Origin of the sequence: Cesiribacter sp. SM1 (assembly GCF_020178975.1) — a bacterium.
GTDB lineage: Bacteria > Bacteroidota > Bacteroidia > Cytophagales > Cyclobacteriaceae > Cesiribacter.
Map to the genome: position 1 here is coordinate 34,382 of NZ_JAHXBU010000038.1, position 18,895 is coordinate 53,276.

Here is an 18,895-nt window from a genome sequence, read left to right on the forward strand (position 1 = left end):
CCATGGGGGAGGCCTCTTTTTTCATTCAGTACTGACTGAATCAGTTATTGATTTTGATGGCTACAGGAAGCTGCATACGCATTTTTACCTTACGCCCCTGCTGCCAGGCTGGCTCCCAGGCAGGTGCTTCCTGCAGCAGCTTTATAATCTGTTCTTCCAGCTTTTTATCGAAGCCCCGTACAATTTTAATATCGGTTAAGGTACCATCGGTATCAACTACAAAAGAAACCTGCACCTTGCCATCCCTGTTTTGGCTAATGAGGTGGTCTGGTATTCGCAGGTTATTGTAGAGGTATGCATAAAAGGCCTCATATCCCTGTGCCGGTACTGCAGCCTCGCTGTAATCAGGCATGTCTGTTACGGGGCCTTCGGGTTCGCTGTTGCCAAACAAAACATTCGGATCCAGTTCGCTGTCACCCTCTGTTCCTTCCGGTACTTCAATATCAGGAGGGGTTATGTCAATGTCTATGTCCGGAGTGATATCATCTTCAGTAGTTGTAATCTCTGATGAGATACTTTTAGGCTTTGGCTTTTCAGGCACAAATGTTGGTTTGAAGTCAATAATGTCAATGCCAGAATCTTTGGCCTCGATGACACCGCCATCCGCAAGCGTTTCATGAGGCGTTTTCCACTCAAAGGCGGTGATTATCAGCACCATACTTACCACAAGACCAGCTGAAAAGTAGAGTGAGCTACCCTTCCGGTAAGATTTTTGTTGAGGTTTAGCAGGAGTTTGCATAGGCTTATCATATAAAAGTTGAAAGGAAATTCTGCTAGTAGTTCATATTTAACGTAAAAATTCCGCTTTTATTCTAAACCTTTCTCTAAAATTCCGTATAAGATAAGTAGCAGTAAATCCTCTTCACACAAAAGAAAAAGCCTGGTTCGTTTTGAACCAGGCTTTTCTAATTTAGGTGTCTCATCCTGTAAGCTGAAAGCTGTTTAGGGTTTAGGCCCCGGGATAGACGATGCAAAAAAAAAGCTTAACCAGTCTTGGAGCTGGTTAAGCTTTTTCACCTTAAAGGTTTTTGATTATTTCTGAAGCTTAAACTTCACTGGAAGGATCTTACGCTGTTTTACGGCACGTCCACGCTGCTTACCAGGGGTCCACTTTGTAAGTTTAATTACCCTGATGGCTTCTTCGTCAAGTCCGTAGCCCAATTCACGTCCTTCTACAACTTCAGCAGACTCCACATTGCCATTTTCGTCGATTACGAAGCGTACATAAGCTGTACCTTCAATACCTAAACGAATGGCCTGACGTGGATACTCGATGTTTTTGTAAAGGAATTCGTAGAATTCTTTCATGCCGCCACGAGGCTGGGCTTCTTCTTCCACGATATCAAAGATCTCCTGAACTTTCTCTTCCTTTACCGGAGGAGCTGCAGGTATGGGAATATCAACAACGGTTTCGGTGCTGATTTCTGACATATCCTGGATAGGGGGAGTCTCTTCGATTTCCTCTTCATCCGGAACTTCGATAATTTCCGGTTGCTTAGGAATTTCCTGAGGTGGTGGTGGTGGTGGTTGCTCCGTGATCGGAATGTCGATGATCTCTTCGAACTCATCGCCGGCGTAATTGTCAATTACGCTAACTTCGTCGTAGCTTTTCCATTCGAAGGCTACGACAACCAGCAAAAGGCTCACCACCAGGCCAATGTTAAAAAACAGGCTGGATTTGCGGGTTAGGTCGTACTTCGGATTCTTTTTAGGTTCCATAGACTGCAGTAAAATAAACAATTTGCAACGTCACATACTAATAACGTTAGAATTGACAAAAAGTGCAAGGCTTCAATATTTATATATGAGATAAAATATTCCATATCCGATAAAACAGCCCAAAGTGTTGGCAACAATGTCCATAAACTCCATGTAACGGCCGGGTATCGGAATCTGAATTACCTCAATCAAAATACTATAACCAATACTAATGCTTAGAGATAATGGAACAGCATACTTGCGCAGGTAAGCATAAGCATACTGTTTTGTAAATCCTACAATCATCAGCAGCACCAGGATGCCGAAGATCATAAAGTGAACTACTTTATCAAAGCTTAGCAGCTCTTCCCACAAATTAGCCTCGGGCATTGAGCCGCCTGGCGTGAGGGTAAGCAGCAGAATGAGCAGCAGCCAGAGAAAAGTAAAGAGGTTATAGCGAAAGAACATTCAGCATGAACGAAAGATAATGCCTACTGGCCTACCATTTCTGCATACTCGCTGGCCGACAGAAGATTGTTGTAATCATCTGTGTTTTCCAGGCGAATGCGGATCATCCAGCCTTTACCGTAAGGATCGCTGTTAACCAGTTCTGGTTCTGATTGCAGGGCCTCGTTAACTTCTTCGATTACACCGGTGGCAGGCATAAACAGGTCAGACACTGTTTTTACAGCTTCAACTGTTCCAAACACCTCGCCCTGGTCTACGGTTTCGCCCTGGGTCTCAATCTCTACATAAACGATGTCACCCAGCTCCCGCTGAGCAAAATCAGTGATACCTACTGTAGCAATATCGCCATCCAGACTAATCCATTCGTGGTCTTTGGTGTAGCGAAACTCTTCAGGAAATTGCATATACATTTAGTTTTAGACAGCCAAAAATACACCTCTTTCTGAAGAAGCAAAAGTTTAGGGAACAATATTATACCGCAGCTGAACACCGAAAGCAGTGTTGCTTGAAGGGAATGAAGTAAGTACCCTTGGCTCGTTAATGTTGCGTCTGAAGTACATCTGCAGGCTTAGTTGCTGGTTAATAACGTAGTTAACGGTTGGGTTCAGCTGGAAGTTAAGGCTGCCGTTGGTTACGTCATCGGGTTGCTCCAGGCGTCGCTGTATGGTCTGGGTATCACGCACGGTAATACCCATCCGGAAGGTTAGGTCGTTTTTAAGCGTTACTTCCCTGCCCTGGATCCTGAAAGGTACCTTGAAGTTCTTGGTGGTATAACCAATATCAAAGCGTACATCCTGGCTCTTTAGCTCCGTTACCTGGGTATTCGAGAGGTCGAGGCCCAGGTTGCGCTCCAGGTTATAGCTCATCTGCAGGGTCATTCGCTTTTTAGTGCGCAGGTTTACACCTATCAGGGGAGCGAACTTTTCTGATATCAGCACCTGGCTGGCAATGTACATAGGCATCGGAGCACCATTTAGTGTGTCCAGCAGCTGGTTATCTGCAGATGTATAGCCTTCAATAGAGTTATTCAGCGCCAGGTTACCTGCGTACTGAGCATTTTCGCCATAGGCTAGTGAGCTGCTGTAGCTGTTTACCGAGTAGCGCGATACATAGCTGTGGGTGATGGCGATAGAAGAGAACCTGTTCTGCAGCCACTTTACCTTGCTAAGACCTGCATACTCGAGGCGCCAGTTAGGCAGCGGTATGCTTGGGAACGGAGATAGTTTTACATCATTAGGATCTTTGCCACTGTAGGCTGCCAGGAAGGCCGGAATCAGCACATCCTGCGAGTTAAGCCTGTAGGCAGAGTCAAGTTCGTTTGTAGCCTGTACCCTGTTCCATATCTGTGAACGGTAGGCAGCAAAATTGTCAAATGCCTTGGAACCCGATTCGCCTATTTTATCACCAAATGCTGTTGAGATAGACAGGAACGAAATACTGTAACTGCCCCTGTGTGCAGGAGTAAGCCCCATGTAGGCACCGTCCAATCCATCCAGAGGATCTTCGTCAACATAACGGAAAATCTCCTGGTAATTAGCAGTTTTCTCCTTACGTACATCTATTTGTATGCGCATATCAGGGAGGGGCTGTACATCGGCCCGCAGATCGTAGTTGATGGTATTGGTTTGGGTAAAGGGCGTAGTAAGTTCATTTGAAGTTACCAGCCATCCGTTCTGGGCTGCCTTATAGCGGATATCAGGATCCTGGCTGCCCAGCAGGAAATCGATACCCGGTGCTACAAAGCCGGAATCGAGGCCAAACAGGAAGGAACGTGGCCGGAAGCCTGGTAGCATGGTGCCCTCGGTTTGGGTGGCATTGAAGGTTATACCCCGCACCGACATCAGTCCTCTTATCAGGCCTTTGGCAAACTTACCACCTTCGCCTGGTACAGCATTGGCGGTGGTATCTGCCTGTGGCTGACCCGGCCTTGCTGCCTGTGGGCGTGGCTGCGGGCGTGCCTTCTGCTGGCCTGCGTCGTTTATCTTTTTAAGATAGGCAGAGTTGTTGTACAGCCTTACCAGGTCAAGCTTACCGGTAACACCAGTGGTACGGATGTTCTGTATCAGGTTACCAAACTTATCCTGCTGGTTTTCCTCACCAGTAATGCTTTCCCTGTCAGAAACAATAGAGCCGGCAGTCCAGGTATAGTTTACCTCATATCGGGCATCTGCACTTATCCAGTTAGTGATGGGGAATTTATCAAATGGCAACCTGTAGGTAGCAGAAACTATCTGGTCGAAATTTTTCATGCGGCCAAAAGAGGCCAGGTTATCCATTATTACTTCCTGTGCTTCTTTGTTAATCTCGCCGTTTGGTTCATCGATAATGGCATTGGCGCGGGCGTTATAATCCAGTACCAGTGCGTTGGTGAGGTTCCAGCGGAAGGAGTACAGCCTGCTAAAGGTAAAGGCTTTTTCAAACTGCTGGTTGTTATAGTTTGGCAGCAGGTCGTCCCCACGGTACAGGTTGCTGGTGTATCGCCTGTCCAGATCCCAACGCACAGAAACGTTAGAAGGCAGCGGCGTGATGTTAAAATCCTTGATTAGCTGCAGCCAGGGCGAGTTAAACAGCTTACTGCCTGCTAGTGGTGACCAGGGCTTGGTTTGTGGTGAATAGTTATAAGCAACGGCAGCCTTGTAGGTTCTGAGCACATAATCCGATATCTCCCAGCTGCTGCTCCTGATTTCGCTAAATGCGTAGGTAAGCGCCAGGTTAGACAGGTCGAAGGGGGTAGGATTTTCATCTCCTTCGCGCCGGTTTAGCCTTACATTGGTAAAGTTAATGCTACGGCGAGTAGTTCTGTTCTGAGCAATTCGCTTGTAGAAATCCTTTTCCTCGGCAGTTTCGAAAGATTCCAGTGAGGCAGCAAGGGGTATGTCTTCGCTACCCGGATCATAGAATGGGGTATTGATGCTACGCTCAAAGGAAACAAACATAGGCACGGTGAGCCGGGCACGCTCCGGCAGGAACTTATCCAGTGCGATGTTGGCAGAGATATCGTAAGAAAGATCTTCGCCACGGGTACGCTCATTTACGCGTTGTGCAAGATCGCCATAGCCAAGGGAGCTGTAGCGGGTAGAGGCCGTTACATTGGCAACATCGGCCAGCTTGGCATTCATGCGGGCATTGGTGGCCCAGCCTGCCTGGCGGTCAAAATCGGCTACGCGGAGTTCGTTTGCCCACACGCATACCGATTTTGGGCTCTTATCATTTACATCTTCGGGATTGCGCACACCAATCATCATGGCCCGCAGGTCATTCATTTGTGGGTTACCCTTTACATAGATGGTGTGTTTGCCTACAGTTCCGCTAAAGCGCCTGTCTTGTGGTATGTTAAGTCGGTTACGTTCTGCCTTGAGGGCATAGAGCTCCTTCAGGGCTATATCAATTTCGTTTTCACTTGGCCATATGGCTGCAGGGGTAACAGAACCCTGTGGTGTAATACTTAGCGGTATTTCTATTTCGTAGTAGTGCTGGGTATTATCGGCGCCCAGGCGCAAAAAGCCTGTTACCTCACCATCGCGTACGGTAGCACCCTCCTGCTCATGGGCATGGAAAAGCATTTTTATGTTGCCGTAATTGATCAGGTCAAGCGAAATGTTCTTAAACACTGCCCGTGCATCGCGGTCCTGCAGGTCTTCTACACACAGTTGCAGCGACTGCTCGTTCAGGCGTACCTGCTGGTTATAGGCGGTATTGTCGCGGTCGCGTATAAAGCCCGGAGGTATTACATATGGAATGGTGCTGCCATCGGCATAGCCATTATCTTCATAACCTACGGCAGAAATAGTAAAGTTGGAGATATCTTCTTCCGGCACCTGGCCCAGGCCTTCGCTGCGCAAATCCTGTTCATAGCGGCGCCACTGGCTACCTACCAATTGCATTTTTGCAAAGCGAAGCAGGATAGGATCGGTAAAGCCGGTAAGGTAAGTACGGATGTAGCGGATGGTACGGAAGCTCTGCGGATCGCCATAGGTGTTGGTGAACTCCTGCAGCGGCACCCGGAACTGGTACCAGGTAACCTGGTCGCCATTTACGCTGTTGGTGGTGGTTACCCTGTCAACAATATAGTTCTGGCCAACATTCATACGGTTGGGGCGCAGATCTATGGCGTACTCGTAGTACTGCTCCAGGTCGTTTATGGTGTTGTCCCTATTCAGGTCTTCGTTATCGGGAGTAGGCTTGCCTTGCGAGATGGTTCCCTGTGCAGCCTGTGCGATAGGGGTGTTGCGCTCCTGGTTATTATAGTATTTGTAACGCTCTACCACATTGGCATTGTTACCTTCGTACTGATCATCTACAAAGCTGCGGAAGTTATCTGCCGAAGGGTCATCGCTGATGTTGTTCCAGTTACCACCGCCAAATCTGGACTGGAAATAGTTCCGTTCATCATCGTCATTTAAACCATCCATTCCCACATCCTGGTAAGCCCGTGCAGCAGGATCCAGATCGAAGGCATTGTTCAGGTACTGGCGGTCGGTTACTTTACCCCATTCGGTGAGCTTGGCATTATCTGTGCTGCCATCAGCAGGCAAGCCATTTTCGAAGCCGTGCTGGTTATCGTTTACATAATCTTCGGAGATGCTGCCCAGGTTAAATACCAGGCGGCCGCCGCTGCCTTCATTGGCTATGTTGTAATCCCTGAAAGCTTCATTACGGCCGTTCTCCCCCTGGATAAAGGGGTCCATCATCCAGAATTCTATGTACTCGATGTTGGTTCTTTCAAAGTCTACATCGCCGGGAATGGCGCGCGTAATACCACCCCAGTTAGAGGCAGGGTTTGGTAGTACACCACCCGGCTGAATGGCAGGGTTATAATTGTAAGGCCCGCGTTCGGCAGGGTAGTAGGCAAGGTCAAAGATCGATTCGTTCAGCTGCATGTTGCGCTGATCGCGCTGAAAGAGCTCCTGAGGAATAACCTGGCGTACATAGTTGTTCCGCATATCTTCCTTGCTGAGGCCAGGAGCGTACCTGTTTCTGTCGCTTTCGCGGTAAAAGATATTATCTACAGAATACCAGGCCAGGCGTGCACGCTTATAGCCAAACGACAGGTCGTTGGAGGAGGCGCTGCCACCTGTGTAGCGGCCATCGGTCGTGAGCGGAGTAGCGGCATGGCTCCAGTCCAATATATTTCCATCGATGCGATAAGGTGTAACGGCTGTTTCGAAATCTTCGATATAGGAGGTGCCTTCGCCATCTACTACGTTAGAGGTGCCGGGTACCATCTGGGCAAACTCCCCATTGAAGGTAATGGTAGAGGTTTCTTTGGTCTGCAGCAGTGGCAGCCAGTCGAGCATGCGGGTAAGAAAATAGCTATCCTTCCTGATGCTGGCATCGAAGCCCCACTTGGTGTTTTTGATAGGCTCCTGGCCAATGCCTACGCGGGTAACAATGGGCAGTTCATTCAGGTAAAGAAGGGTTGCACCCAGGCTTATGTCTTCGTTGATCACATAATCGAAATGGGTACCCAGGAAGCGGCGTGTCTGGAAGTTCAGCAGCGAAGCCCGCTCGTAAGAGATCCGGATTTGCTTGCCGGAGTTGGTAATGCCCTCGTTAAGAATACGCACCCGTCCGAAGTTATAGTCTACCTGGTAATCTACACCCTCGGTAAGAGGCGTGTTGCCGGCAAATACCCGCACAGAGCCAGGTGCCACATTTATACCCTCCAGTGCAATATCCTGTACCGAAGAGGCGGCATACTTACCCTGTATAAAGTACTTGTTTTGCTCGGCCTCCAGCTCTGCATTGTACTTGGTGTTTTCGTAGAGCTCGTCGTAAACATACTTTTCCAGCACGTTTGTTTGTCCGGCAGCTATCTGCGAACGCAGGTAATCGCCAAAAGGCTCCAGCACCGGGAACATGATCAGGCCGCGTTCCAGGTTAATGGTAACCCCTTCCACAAAGTCGAAATTACCATCGGGCTGGCGGTCGTTGTTCTGGTTAAGCAGGTCGAGGCCCAGCAGGCGTATGATCGGTGTGTTTCGCAGGGGTACACCATTTCTGTCTTCACCTTCCTGCAGGTTGGGCTGGTCCAGGCCGGAGCGGTCGTCGCGGTACACTACATTTAGCTGAAATCCTTCGCGGGCCACCTGGTTTGCACCAAGGGAGTAAATATTTTTCATCATCAGGTCCCACACCGGTACCTCTGTATCGATGTTGTTGGAGCGAAGCATTTTCAGGAAAATAACATCGTTGGCAGGTCTGTTCTGGTAGTTTTCTGTAAGCTCGCCTACCTGATAGCGTTTGCCATTGTAGGTATATTCATAGGCAACTGCAAGGGCCTCGTCTGTTTGCAGCTGGCGGTTTAAGCTGATGTACCCAAGCTCTGAATTGTAGCCGTATTCCGAAGCTGCAAGTTTTCGTGCGCTCTTAATCAGCACATAGTCGCGTCCATTGGCAAAGCCAAAATCATTTTGAAGTACATTATCGACTTGGTCTATGTTGCGCAGGCTCTCGTTGGCTCGAAGGTTAGCAAACAGGCTGTTGGCATTGTTGTTGTTGGGGTTGCCCCTTAGGGGAGTTACATTGGGGTTGTCGTCACGGAATACATCATCTTCCTCACCCTCGCCCAGGTCCATAAAGGCGGCAACATTTCGCAGGCCTTCGGTTTGCTGATTACGGTTAATGATGTAGACCTCCATGCGGGTAATGTTTACCCCGGAGGTGATCTGCGGCAGGTTAGCCAGCCACTGGCCCGGGTTTACGCCATAGTTATCACGGAAAAAGTGGCCCAGGAAGAAGTGGCGGTTCAGGTCATAATCTGAGGCCCGAACCGAAAAGGTAGTGGCCTGGGAGCCTCCTTCTATGGTAATTACATCACTCTCGCCACGCTGTGTGGTGGCCACACCTGTTACAAACAGCCGGCCAAACTGCAGCTGGGTTTTTACACCAAAGAGGCTTTGGGCACCGCTCATTAAGCTGTTGCGTACGGGCAGGCTTACATTGCCTACTTCAATTTTTTTAATGATCTCTTCAGGAAAACCAGTATACTCTACCCTGAAGTTGTTCTCAAAGTCAAAGCTGTTGTTGCTGTCGAAGTTGGCAGATATCTCCAGTTTTTCACCGATTTTTCCGATCACGTTCATATTGATCTGCTGATCGAAAATAAACTGTGGCCTGCGCTGCGCCCTGATGGGTATGGCAGGGTTTTGCACCCGCTGAAACTCACCTCCAAAATCGAGGTTTACAAAACCGTTAGGCGTGATATTAACAAAGCTGCCACCAAAGATACGGTCCAGCGCAGGGCTGGTGTAAATGGGGGGAATAAGGCTGCGGCTACTTACGGGGCTTTCGCCATCCAAACCCGCAGACTGGGTCTTCCAGTAATTGCGAATGGCCTGCTCGCGCTGCAGGCGCATGTACTCTTCAAAACTAAGGGTAGTAGGGGGGCGATAGGGCATATCGCCAATTCTTTCGTAAATGGTATAGTTAAAACCAGTGTCTATTTCCATCTCCACCTGGGTAGGAGGGGCCGGAAAAAGCGGGGATGCATTTCTTTTGTTAGTAAAAGGATCGGCATAACGGTCCCTTGGCTGGCCGGTGGGAAACTTGCTGGGTTTGTAGGCTCCCGTGCTACGGGTTGTATCACGACCTATGGTGTCGGGCGGTGTCTGAACAGGCCCCTGCTGGAACAGGCGTGCCTTAGCAGCAAAAGCAGGAGCAGGCAGGGCTACTGGTATAGCGCTACCTACTACCAAAAGTAGGAAAATCCGGAAAAGCCAGGGCTGAATCAAAATCCTTATGCGTTTTTCAGGGCTGATTTTATAAGTTCTTCCAGGGAAAGGCTGTTACCGTGCTGCTTCAAAATACCATCCAAAGTTTTTTCGGCAGCAGCCCTGTTAATTCCCAAGGTTACTAAAGCCTGCAACGCTTCCTGACGAACAGTATTGTGTGAAACAGAAGCTAAAGATGCAGAAGGATTTACAACTTCTCCCTTCATTACCTTATCGCGCAGTTCCAGAATAGCACGCTGGGCTGTTTTAGCGCCTATTCCTTTTACTCTTGAAAGCGTGCGGACATCTTCATGAACAATTGCATATTCCAGTTCTGCAGGGGTAAGGGAAGAGAGCATCATAAGGGCTGTACCGGGGCCAATACCACTTACCGAAATAAGGTGCATGAACAAGCGCTTTTCTGATCCTTCCTGAAACCCGTAGAGGGTATGCGCATCTTCTTTAATATGAAGATAAGTGAGCAGTTTGCACTGCTCCTTATCTTTTATAGATGCATAAGTATTTAAAGAGATCTTAACTTCATACCCAATGCCATTCACCTCCAGCAGTACATAAGTTGGGTCTTTATGTACCAGCCGTCCGTTAAGATAGGCGATCATAAAATCTCTATTTGCTTTTTCTCGTGGTGTTGTGCATCTACCACCGCAATGCCAACCATGTTTACAATATCGCGAATAGAGCTGCCTAACTGCAGAATATGTACGGGCTTGCGCATACCCATCAGCACCGGGCCAATGGCTTCGGAGCCGCCAATTTCCATCAGCAACTTATAGGCTATGTTGCCCGAAGCCAGGTCTGGAAATACCAGTGTGTTGGCTCCTTTGTCGGCCAGTGCGCTGAAGGGGTAATTCTCCTGCTGCAGGGTTGGGTTTAGTGCTGTATTTGCCTGTATATCTCCTTCTATGATAAGGTCTGGATAACGCTTTTTCGCCAGCATGGCTGCTTTGGCTGTTTTCTCTGGCACATCGCCTTTGCTGGAGCCAAAGTTGGAGTAGGAGAGTACTGCAATACGTGGTTCTGTATCAAAGAAGCGTACACCACGGGCGGTGAGGCCAATAATATCTACCAGCTCTTCTGCTGACGGATTACGGTTAACAGTGGTATCGGCAAAGAAGTAAGACTGCCGCTTGTTGGAGATGATGTACATACCGGCCACCCGGCTGATACCCTCTTCAATGCCAATTACATGCAGTGCAGGCGTAATGGTTTTTGGATAGTCTTTGGTAAGACCGGATATAAAAGCATCTGCCTCGCCATTTTCGAGCATCATGGCTCCAAAATAGTTGCGGTCCTGCATCAGTTTGCGTGCCTCGTGCAGGGTTACACCACGGCGCTGGCGCTTCTTGAAGAGCAGCTGCGCATAGGTTTCAAAGCGCTCCTGCTGCTCAGGGGCTTTTGGGTCTACAATTTCGCAGCCATCGAGCTCCAGCTGGTTTTCTTCTATAAGTGCCTGGATCTTTTCACGGTCTCCGAGCAGAATGGGAATACCTATCTTCTCATCCTGTACCGTCTGGGCAGCTTTCAGGATCTTATGGTTATCTGCTTCTGCAAAAACTACCCTTCTTGGATCTTTCTTAGCCTGAACCAGTATGCGTGACATCAGGCGCTGGTCAATGCCAATGCGCATTTGCAGGTCAACATTGTACTGCTCCCAGTCTTCTATCGACTTGCGGGCAACCCCACTATCCATGGCTGCTTTTGCCACGGCTGGTGCCAGGGTGGTGATCAGGCGCGGGTCAAGTGGCTTTGGAATCAGGTATTCTCTGCCGAACACCATTCTCCGGTCGCCGTATGCTTTATTTACCGCTTCGGGAACGGGCTCTTTTGCCAGGTGGGCAAGGGCACGCACCGCAGCCATTTTCATTTCTTCATTAATGGCACTGGCACTTACATCAAGCGCACCCCTGAAGATGAAAGGAAAGCCCAGTACGTTGTTCACCTGGTTAGGATGATCGGAACGGCCCGTAGCCATGATAATATCCTCACGGGCAGCCATGGCAACCTCATAGGGAATTTCAGGATCGGGGTTGGCCAGCGCAAACACAATGGGATCTTTAGCCATTACCTGCAGGTCTTCTCCCTTCAGGATATTACCGGCAGACAGCCCCAGGAACATATCGGCACCAACAAGTGCTTCCTGCAGGGTTGTGATATCGGTTCTGCTGGTAACAAATTGATTTTTTATTTCATCCAGATCGGTGCGGTTTGTATGAATCACGCCCTCGCGATCGCACATTACTATATTTTCGCGGCGGGCACCCAGCTGCAGGTACAGCTTGGTGCAGGCAACTGCAGAGGCCCCTGCTCCGGATACAACAATTTTTACTTCCTCGATCTTCTTGCCAACAATTTCGAGTGCATTCAAAAGAGCAGCAGAAGAGATGATGGCTGTACCGTGCTGATCGTCGTGCATTACCGGAATTTTCATACGGCGCTTCAGCTCCTGCTCAATACGAAAACACTCGGGTGCCTTGATGTCTTCCAGGTTTATGCCACCGAAAGTAGGTTCCAGAGAGGCAATAATTTCAATAAGTTTGTCCGGATCTTTTTCGTTGATCTCAATATCGAACACATCGATGCCGGCAAATTTTTTGAAGAGCACTCCTTTTCCCTCCATTACTGGCTTGGAGGCTTCAGGGCCTATATCGCCAAGGCCTAGTACTGCTGTACCATTTGAAATAACCGCCACCAGGTTTCCTTTGGCAGTATATTTATAAACATCCTCCTGGTTTTGAGCAATTTCTTTGCAGGGCTCTGCTACGCCTGGCGAATAGGCCAGGGCGAGGTCCAGCTGAGTGCTTAACATTTTTGTGGGCACTACTTCAATCTTACCCGGCTGCCCCTGAGTATGATAGGCAAGGGCATCTTGCTTCCTTATTTTGATAGCCATTTAGAAAGATACTAATTCCTGTGCAATTTAGCAGGTTTTTTGGAGCAAAGTAAGAGAAGTACGGTAAAGTACTATTTCTTCTGCTGTGGAGCACTTTTAAACGTCCACAAAATAGCCTCCAGTTCACTCATGGCAGCACGCTTATCCTGTCCGGGTGCATAAACGAATCCCTCCAGGTAGTAGAGTCTGTTTGTGGCTTCATCCACAAAAGTATAGCTAATGAAGGGGCCACCCATGATCATTTTTTCCAGGCGCCAGAGGCCGCGGGTTTCTACGGCAAAGCGTCCATTAAAGTTTACCTCCTCCATAGAAACAGGCAGCTGGTTTTCCAAACGCATGTAGGTGTCGCTTTGGTCACCCCAGATGTACTGCTTGGCTACAGTGTTCCTGTATTCTATAATATTTTCGCGTTCAAATGCTTCCTGACCGGTATAGGGCTTCCAGGTTGCCCAGATGCTTTTGTCTACCTGGTTATCGAGCAGGCGTATCCATACGAAGTTAGAGTCCTGCTTGGCAACCTCGTAGCCGGCCGGGAACCTAAGGCTAAAGCCATACTGCTGGCTAAGCATATCGGATAAAGGCCTTGTAACCTTTACCTGGGAGTACTCCCTTATGGAACGCTGGCGCTCTACATCTCTGAAGTAATTAAGCAGCTGATCTCTGCTGGAATAAATTCTGCTTGTTAGCTGCTCCTCCGAGTTTGCGAACAGGTACATTACTTCCTGACCTTTTGCAAATTCATCCTTGCGGGTAGCCATGTAGCGCTGGGGCTCGTTCTGGATTTGCTCCAGCGACCGTTCAGAAAACATCGTCTTGAGCATTTCGGTGGCGCGGCTGTTATTATCCAGCGTAAAGGCAAACAGAATGTTGGGGTAACGCTTCAGGAAACCACGCAAATCCTGGGGTTGTATGTGACTTACCTTAAAGTAGGGTTCTTCCTGCGGAAGGCCTGGAATGGGCTCTGTAAATACATCGCGGATTGCCTCTCCCAACACTCCGTTCCATTGTGAGGAGTCCATTACAACCAGTATTTCATTAGGTACTAAACTGGCGCGGGGTAAGAAATCACGATTGGTAGTGTTTTTATTTTCTCCATCTCCACAGCTAATACAAACAGTAATAATAGCAAACAGCCAAAGGCTTAAGGCTTTATAATTCATGTAATTTGTTGGAATAAATTCTGGGTGCTTTTTCACTAATTACTATAACCAAAAAAATAGTGCAGCTGATATAAGATGCAGGCAATTTTCGGTAAAATAAGAAAAGCAGCCTCAAAATAAAAAAGCTTTGCCTTTTATAAAGGCAAAGCTTGAGAAGGGGATAGTGCTTCTGTATTTTTTACTTAGCAAGGATCAGTTTCTGGCCAACTTTAATTTCGTTGCTTTTCAGACCATTCATTTGCTTGATCTGTGCTACGCTTACATTGCCATGCTTGCGTGATATCTCCCAGAGGGTATCGCCAGGCTGCACATAGTACACTTTGTTTTTACTAACCTGTATAGGCTTGCTGCTGCTGCTGTTATTTGAAGCCAGCTGGTTATTGATAGACGCCTTTTGTGTAGGAGAAACATAAATGGTGAGCTGCTGGCCAATCCGCAGGTTACTGCTGTTTAGGCGGTTCCACTGCTTAATGTCACTCACCCGAACATCATATTTGCCGGCAATCTTACTCAGATGGTCTCCCGATCTAACCCGGTAGGTTATTTTTTCCCGGTTGTAGGTACTGCCTACTTCTGTTTTGGTATTGTATGCCAGCAGTGCCTGGCTGGTTTTAGCCGTTGAGTCTATGATGGCAAGGCGGTTTGTCTGAAAATACTCCGCTACCTCTGCCGGTATGCGCAGCGCATAAGTGCCTGCGTTTTCTGGTATGGCCTTGCGCACCAGTTCGGGGTTCAGGTACTCCAGTTCGCCGGGGCAGAGGTTCAGCTGCGCCTCCAGTGCCTCCAGGCTCATGAAGCGGTTAAGGTGTACGGTATCTACCTGCTGCGAGTAGAGGTACTCGTGCTCCTCAGGCAAAAGGTTATGCTCCTCGGCAAACTGCATTACGTACATAACGGCAGCAAACTGGGGTACATAAGAGCGGGTTTCTCTTGGCAGGTGGTTGTAAACCTCCCAAAAGTCTTTTTTGCCACCAGAGCGGCGAATCGCTTTGTTTACATTGCCAGGACCGGCATTATAGGCGGCAAGAGCCAGCTGCCAGTCGCCAAACATGCCATGGAGTTGTTTCAGGTAACGGCAGGCAGCTTCGGTTGCTTTTTCAGGATCGAGGCGTTCATCTACATACCAGTTCCGGTTAAGCCTGTAGATGCGGCCTGTGCTGGGCATAAACTGCCACAGGCCTGCAGCACCTGCACGTGATATTGCTTTAGGGTTAAGGCCTGACTCTACTATGGAGAGATACTTTAGGTCATCGGGAATACCATATTTTGCCAGGTATTTCTCAAACAGGGGAAAGTACACATCACGGCGTTTCAGCATGGTGCGGGTGTACTCCCGGTTGCGTACGGTAAAGTAATCGATGAAGCCTTTTACCCGCGGATTGTAGGGAACCTTTATCTGGGCGTTCATGCCTGCTATACGCTCCCCGATCAGCTCATAGCTGGCATCGGGAATATAGTCGTAATAGGTTCGGCTGATTTCGACAATGGCATCCAGGTTCAGCGTATCTGAAATTGCTACTTCTTCGCCTGCTGCAGTGCTGTCTTCTTCCGCTTCTGATAAACTCTGTGCTGTTGTGGTGTTTACGGAAACAACGCCCAGGCCCATCACCAAAAGCAGCTGTGATCCATAATTTTTGATTTTTTTGATCGCTCCTAAATTCATGCCGTACTTACTCCCTAAAGAAGAATTTTATATTATGTTGCGGCTCCCTGCAGGTACTGCGAGAAAGCCAGTAGTTTATCTTCTTGATACAGATCGGCTACAATTTGTATGCCGACTGGTAAACCGCTGGAATCGGTGCCGTTTGGCAGAGAGATGGCTGGTATCCCGCACAGGTTAGCGTGTACGGTGAAAATATCGGCCAAATACATCTCCAAAGGGTCTTCGGTGTGTTCGCCCAGTTTGAACGCAGTAGTAGGTGTTGTGGGCATTACTAGAAAATCATACGTACCTAAAAGGGCCTGGGTTGCCTCTTTTATAAGGCGCCTTACTTTTTGTGCCTTTGTGTAGTAGGCATCGTAATAGCTGGCGCTTAGCACAAATGTTCCCAGCATGATACGGCGCTTTACTTCGGCGCCAAAACCTTCGCTGCGTGTAAGCTTGTACATGCTCTCCAGGCTGTCGGCATTTGGCGAACGGTAACCATATCGTACGCCGTCAAAACGGGAGAGATTTGAACTTGCTTCTGCTGTAGTAAGGATGTAGTAGGTAGGCAGCATATAGTCGAGCAGCGGAAAATCCACTGCTTCTACCGTGTGGCCTTGTTCTTCCAGCCAGCGGAGCTTTTCTACCGTACGTTGCTTTACCGCAGCACTTAAACCCTCTGATTCCAGTGTATTCTTAATATAGGCAACCTTGTATTTAGCGTTGCCCCTGTCTAATTTTTGTGTGTAAGCAGGTACCTCCAGCTGAGTAGCAGTACTATCGTACTCATCGGGTCCGGCCATTACCTCCAGTACCAGGGCACAGTCTTCAATGCTTTTGGCAAAAATGCCTATCACATCAAAAGAAGAGGCATAAGCCAGCAGGCCCCAGCGGGAAATGCGGCCATAGCTTGGTTTAAATCCCACCAGCCCTGTGAAGGCGGCTGGCTGGCGCACTGAGCCACCTGTATCTGTACCTAAGGACACCTGGCAGAGATCTGCCTGTACGGCTACAGCAGAACCTCCTGAGCTGCCTCCCGGCACCCTGTCAGGATCTGCTGCATTACGCACAGGCCCAAAGGCAGAGTTTTCGTTAGAGGAGCCCATGGCAAATTCATCACAGTTTTGCCGGCCAATAATAATGGCATCTTCATCCAGAAGACGCTGTACGGCAGTGCCGGTAAACTGGCTGATGAATCCATCCAGTATTTTACTGGAGGCTTGCAGGCCCTTATCCTGAAGGCAAAGAACATCTTTCAGGCCTACTACAAGACCTGCCAGGCGCCCGGCAGTACCCAGGCGTAGCTTTTCATCTACACGCTGTGCCTGCAGCCGGGCTTCTTCTGTATATACCTCAAGAAAAGCATTAAGATGCTTATGCTCTTCTATATTTTTCAAATAATGCTCCACCAGGGTGGCGCAACTTAGGGTGCCAGTTTTAAGGCTGGCTTTTATTTCGGAGAGAGAAGAAAAATTTTTCAACGTTGCTTTGGTTGGCGATCAATCAAGGCTTCACTTCACCGTTGGTACTAGCAGTTGTAGCAGTAGTACGTGGTGTGTGAGTAGTTGCAGGTCTTTCTTTTGCTGCTTCTTCTACCTCTTCCTTGATCTCTTTTGTAGCATCCTTGAACTCACGAATACCACGGCCCAGGCCACGTGCAAGTTCCGGGATTTTCTTGGCACCGAAGAATATCAGGATGATAAGCAGGATAAGCAGGATTTCCTGACCACCCATGTTGAAAAATAATAAAAGAGTTTCCATGTAGCTGTAGCTTTTTTTGTAAAGTAAATTTAGTCAATGGATTAGTATACTCAAATCAGAGCACACGAACTTCTCATAAAAAAGGCGTAGTGTCTGACAAAAGTTCAATATTTTTAATGTATTCGCTCACTTATCGTAACTGCTCCGTAAGTAAATTAAATAAGAGGAACTTCCCTACATAATTATAAAATGAGAAAAAAGGGCTGATATTTTAAAGGGGAAGGCCTTTTTCAGGAAATTTTAGTATCAGCCCAACCTGCAGACTGGCTTAACTTCTTATTTTAATTAAAATCTTACGCCGGTCATTTCCAGCATAATATGCTTTAATTCTTGTAAAGCCAGTGTTCGGGGTCCAGCTTCTGATCATTTTTCCAGATCTCGAAATGCAGCTCCGAAACACCGTCTTTGTTGGTGTATACGGTGCCAAGGGCTTCTTTGGCTTTCACTTTCTGTAAAGGTTTTACAGATACATCTTTCAGGCGGGCATAAACGGTAAAATACTGGCCGTGCTGTATCATTACCACGTTATTCATGCCGGGCATAAAGAACACGCGCCTTACCTGGCCATCGAATACAGAACGTACCTGCTCATTTTCCTTGGTTTGAATTTCTACACCGCTGTTCTCCAGTTTTACCTGTTTGTAGACCTGGTGCTCTCCAAAACGGTTCGATACAAAGCCGCTTGTCACAGGCCACAGCAGCCTGGAGCGTGCACCCTCAAAAGAATTGCCCAAAGCTGTGGCCTCTGGGGTAAGCGGAACGGCAACCGATGCTGAGGCAGTGGCTGTTTTTGTTTTTTTAGCTTCTTCCTCTGCTTCGCGACGGGCACGCTCTATTTCTTCTCGTACCAGCTTGGCAATAAGAGCCTCCATTTGCTGCAGGTCTTTGCGTCGCTGGGCAATATCCTGCTGAATTTTTTTCTCCTGGTCGCTAAGCTTTGCAATGGTTTTGCTTTGCTGTTGCTGCAGGGCCAGCAGGTTCTGGTTCTGGGCCACCTGCTCATCGAGCAACACCTGTTGTTCCTGCCTTTTGCTTTTTACCTGGGCCTGTTGCGAGCCCAACAGGTCCTGTACCTTGCGGATATGCTCCAGTTGTACCTGGCGGGCCTCTTTATACTGTTCCAGCCATTTCATGCGCATTACCAGCTGGTTAAAGGTAGGCGCAGAGAAAAGAAAGGTAAGGTGGCTATAACCTTTATGGGCTTTGTAGGCGTTGTACACCATGCTGGCGTACTCCTTTTTGAGTTGGCCAAGGTCTCTTTCCAGCGCATTTACAACCATGCCCAGCTCACCAATCTCTGAGTCCAAGATGTTAAGTTCCCGGCTAATGAGGCGTGTTAATTCCTGGCTTGCACTGATCTGGGCTTCAAGGGCAGAAAGTTCCCCCAGGGTAGATCTTTTCTGGTTACGGGTCTGAGCCAGGATGTTTTCTGCTTCTTTGATCTTGCGCAGGTTTTCCTGCTTCTTTTTTTCAAGTTCTGCCTTGCTTTGCGCCCAGGCGGGTGCAAGCATTAAACAGAATATTACAACAAGCCACAGGC

Annotated in this window: 12 protein-coding genes; all 12 read right to left on the reverse strand. The window is 48.3% G+C overall.

Going from position 1 to position 18,895, the window contains the following annotated elements:
- Positions 1 to 40 precede the first annotated feature (40 nt).
- Complete coding sequence (locus tag KWJ01_RS04175) at positions 41 to 739, reverse strand: energy transducer TonB (RefSeq protein WP_224995167.1); 699 nt, start codon at positions 737 to 739, stop codon at positions 41 to 43.
- A 293-nt stretch (positions 740 to 1,032) separates the two neighbouring features.
- Positions 1,033 to 1,719 carry an energy transducer TonB gene (locus KWJ01_RS04180; protein WP_224995168.1) on the reverse strand — a complete coding sequence of 229 codons (687 nt, stop codon included), beginning with the start codon at positions 1,717 to 1,719 and terminating at the stop codon, positions 1,033 to 1,035.
- A gap of 72 nt (positions 1,720 to 1,791) precedes the next feature.
- A complete protein-coding gene (locus KWJ01_RS04185; RefSeq protein ID WP_224995169.1) occupies positions 1,792 to 2,166 on the reverse strand; it encodes a VanZ family protein in 375 nt (124 codons plus the stop codon).
- Positions 2,167 to 2,189: 23 nt separating this feature from the next.
- Positions 2,190 to 2,570 (reverse strand): glycine cleavage system protein GcvH, encoded by a 381-nt coding sequence (gene gcvH / locus KWJ01_RS04190; protein ID WP_224995170.1) that lies wholly within the window; start codon positions 2,568 to 2,570, stop codon positions 2,190 to 2,192.
- A 54-nt stretch (positions 2,571 to 2,624) separates the two neighbouring features.
- Complete coding sequence (gene sprA, locus KWJ01_RS04195; RefSeq protein WP_224995171.1) at positions 2,625 to 9,863, reverse strand: cell surface protein SprA; 7,239 nt, start codon at positions 9,861 to 9,863, stop codon at positions 2,625 to 2,627.
- Positions 9,864 to 9,904: 41 nt separating this feature from the next.
- Positions 9,905 to 10,498, reverse strand: coding sequence for a Holliday junction branch migration protein RuvA (gene ruvA, locus KWJ01_RS04200; RefSeq protein ID WP_224995172.1), 594 nt, complete (start codon positions 10,496 to 10,498; stop codon positions 9,905 to 9,907).
- Positions 10,495 to 12,789 carry an NADP-dependent malic enzyme gene (locus tag KWJ01_RS04205; RefSeq protein WP_224995173.1) on the reverse strand — a complete coding sequence of 765 codons (2,295 nt, stop codon included), beginning with the start codon at positions 12,787 to 12,789 and terminating at the stop codon, positions 10,495 to 10,497. Before KWJ01_RS04205 ends, ruvA begins: the two co-directional genes overlap by 4 nt.
- Positions 12,790 to 12,860: 71 nt before the next feature.
- Positions 12,861 to 13,949: a DUF4837 family protein gene (locus tag KWJ01_RS04210; protein ID WP_224995174.1), complete on the reverse strand. Its 1,089-nt coding sequence runs from the start codon at positions 13,947 to 13,949 to the stop codon at positions 12,861 to 12,863.
- A 178-nt stretch (positions 13,950 to 14,127) separates the two neighbouring features.
- The gene (locus tag KWJ01_RS04215) at positions 14,128 to 15,612 is read right to left on the reverse strand and encodes a lytic transglycosylase domain-containing protein (protein ID WP_224995175.1); all 1,485 of its coding nucleotides are present in this window, start codon (positions 15,610 to 15,612) and stop codon (positions 14,128 to 14,130) included.
- A gap of 32 nt (positions 15,613 to 15,644) precedes the next feature.
- On the reverse strand, positions 15,645 to 17,075 hold the full coding sequence (gene gatA, locus KWJ01_RS04220) for an Asp-tRNA(Asn)/Glu-tRNA(Gln) amidotransferase subunit GatA (protein WP_224995176.1): 1,431 nt from the start codon (positions 17,073 to 17,075) through the stop codon (positions 15,645 to 15,647).
- A gap of 22 nt (positions 17,076 to 17,097) precedes the next feature.
- Entirely contained in the window at positions 17,098 to 17,355 is a 258-nt protein-coding gene (gene tatA / locus KWJ01_RS04225) for a twin-arginine translocase TatA/TatE family subunit (protein ID WP_224995177.1), read from the reverse strand.
- 323 nt (positions 17,356 to 17,678) lie between these two features.
- Complete coding sequence (locus KWJ01_RS04230) at positions 17,679 to 18,866, reverse strand: murein hydrolase activator EnvC (RefSeq protein ID WP_224995178.1); 1,188 nt, start codon at positions 18,864 to 18,866, stop codon at positions 17,679 to 17,681.
- Positions 18,867 to 18,895: the final 29 nt, after the last annotated feature.

Excerpts from the sequence above, each read along its gene's own strand:
- KWJ01_RS04185 (WP_224995169.1), bottom strand. The coding sequence starts at position 2,166 with ATGTTCTTTCGCTATAACCTCTTTACTTTTCTCTGGCTGCTGCTCATT.
- KWJ01_RS04210 (WP_224995174.1), bottom strand. The coding sequence starts at position 13,949 with ATGAATTATAAAGCCTTAAGCCTTTGGCTGTTTGCTATTATTACTGTT.
- KWJ01_RS04230 (WP_224995178.1), bottom strand. The coding sequence starts at position 18,866 with ATGCTTGCACCCGCCTGGGCGCAAAGCAAGGCAGAACTTGAAAAAAAG.
- KWJ01_RS04180 (WP_224995168.1), bottom strand. The coding sequence starts at position 1,719 with ATGGAACCTAAAAAGAATCCGAAGTACGACCTAACCCGCAAATCCAGC.
- KWJ01_RS04215 (WP_224995175.1), bottom strand. The coding sequence starts at position 15,612 with ATGAATTTAGGAGCGATCAAAAAAATCAAAAATTATGGATCACAGCTG.
- gcvH (WP_224995170.1), bottom strand. The coding sequence starts at position 2,570 with ATGCAATTTCCTGAAGAGTTTCGCTACACCAAAGACCACGAATGGATT.
- KWJ01_RS04205 (WP_224995173.1), bottom strand. The coding sequence starts at position 12,789 with ATGGCTATCAAAATAAGGAAGCAAGATGCCCTTGCCTATCATACTCAG.
- tatA (WP_224995177.1), bottom strand. The coding sequence starts at position 17,355 with ATGGAAACTCTTTTATTATTTTTCAACATGGGTGGTCAGGAAATCCTG.
- KWJ01_RS04175 (WP_224995167.1), bottom strand. The coding sequence starts at position 739 with ATGCAAACTCCTGCTAAACCTCAACAAAAATCTTACCGGAAGGGTAGC.
- ruvA (WP_224995172.1), bottom strand. The coding sequence starts at position 10,498 with ATGATCGCCTATCTTAACGGACGGCTGGTACATAAAGACCCAACTTAT.